This window comes from Nonomuraea sp. NPDC046570, from assembly GCF_040645915.1.
Taxonomy (GTDB): Bacteria; Actinomycetota; Actinomycetes; order Streptosporangiales; family Streptosporangiaceae; genus Nonomuraea.
Genome location: NZ_JBEYZF010000115.1, coordinates 1 through 1,162, shown reverse-complemented (window position 1 = coordinate 1,162; position 1,162 = coordinate 1). Strand labels below are relative to the sequence as shown.

The window sequence follows — 1,162 nt, the reverse complement described above, 5'->3', positions numbered from 1 at the left end:
GGCTGTTCTCGTTGGATCGGATTCCGATCACAGGATCACATCGACCTGCTGCGAATCTGGCCTGGTCATCCAGCAAATGGCGGCTGCCGTACTAGTGCGCCAAGGTGGTTGGGGTACTTCGCTGCTGTACGGACCCGAAAAGGCCTCCGCGATCACCGCGAGGGGCCTCCGACCGGAGCCGACGAGGGGAACCGAACCCCTTACCTGCTGTTTACAAGAACGATTCGACTCGTCCGGGGCTGTCTATCGCGGACATCTCACGACCTGAGCGCCACACGATCTGTCCCCGCCCGTCCGTTGTTAGCAAATGCGTTAGCGAGATCGGTACTCCACCACCGGACAGAGGTGATCCTCGCCATGAAGACAGCAATCTTTCGCCCGGATCGATGAACACATAACGATCTCCCGCCGCGCGTAGACTTCACAGCATGAGCGCGGCACATGAGGAGTACGAAGATCTTCACCGTTTGATCGACCGTCTCACCTCGACCCAGGTGCGGGCTTTGCGCGCGGTCGCGCTAGAACTCGTCGACGATCGAACTGATCCTGAAGCCCTTGAGACCGGGCGACAGCGAACGCTCTCCTTCGCAGGACTCATCTCGGACGAACCTGATGCCGCACAGCGCTCAGAGGAGATCATCCGCGACCTGTCACGGCAGAGCTGATGCTGATCTGCGACACCGGCCCGTTGTACGCGGTATTGAATCGCAAAGATCAAGAACACGCTCGCTGTCTGGCCCTCCTGGAGACTCATCCAGGTCCGCTCATAGTCCCTGGCCCGGTCCTCACCGAGGTCTGTTGGCTTCTCGAATCCCGTGTCGGCCCAGAAGCCGAGGCACAGTTCCTTCAGTCGATCGTCACTGGAGAACTCATCCTTGAAGCGCTGACCACGGAAGACGTCGCCCGTATGATCGACCTTGTTCGGACCTATGCGAACTTCCCACTGGGTGCAGCCGACGCCTCTGTGATCGCAGTAGCCGAACGGCTCAACACCCGCGAGGTCGCCACTCTGGACCGCCGGCACTTCGGAACCTGTCAATTTGATCAAGGCAGTTGAGCTGGGCTAATACTCCAGCCGCACTTACCGATCTTTGAGTTGTCGTCGCTGGTAGTGGCTTCGTCGGGCGCGGGTCTGGTGGCGTTGTCGCCACCGGTGCCAGTG

2 protein-coding genes are annotated in these 1,162 nt (G+C 60.0%); both read left to right on the top strand.

All coding sequences use genetic code 11. From position 1 onward, the window contains the following. The first annotated feature begins 428 nt into the window (after nt 1-428). Nucleotides 429-665 carry a hypothetical protein gene (locus tag ABZ911_RS43150; RefSeq protein ID WP_358070527.1) on the top strand — a complete coding sequence of 79 codons (237 nt, stop codon included), beginning with the start codon at nt 429-431 and terminating at the stop codon, nt 663-665. After that, nucleotides 665-1,057: a PIN domain-containing protein gene (locus ABZ911_RS43145; RefSeq protein WP_358070524.1), complete on the top strand. Its 393-nt coding sequence runs from the start codon at nt 665-667 to the stop codon at nt 1,055-1,057. The genes ABZ911_RS43150 and ABZ911_RS43145 overlap by 1 nt, the downstream gene beginning before the upstream one ends. Nucleotides 1,058-1,162 lie beyond the last annotated feature (105 nt).

What these genes read in the sequence shown, in the direction of transcription:
- ABZ911_RS43150 (WP_358070527.1), top strand. Translation starts at nt 429, where the DNA reads ATGAGCGCGGCACATGAGGAGTACGAAGATCTTCACCGTTTGATCGAC.
- ABZ911_RS43145 (WP_358070524.1), top strand. Translation starts at nt 665, where the DNA reads ATGCTGATCTGCGACACCGGCCCGTTGTACGCGGTATTGAATCGCAAA.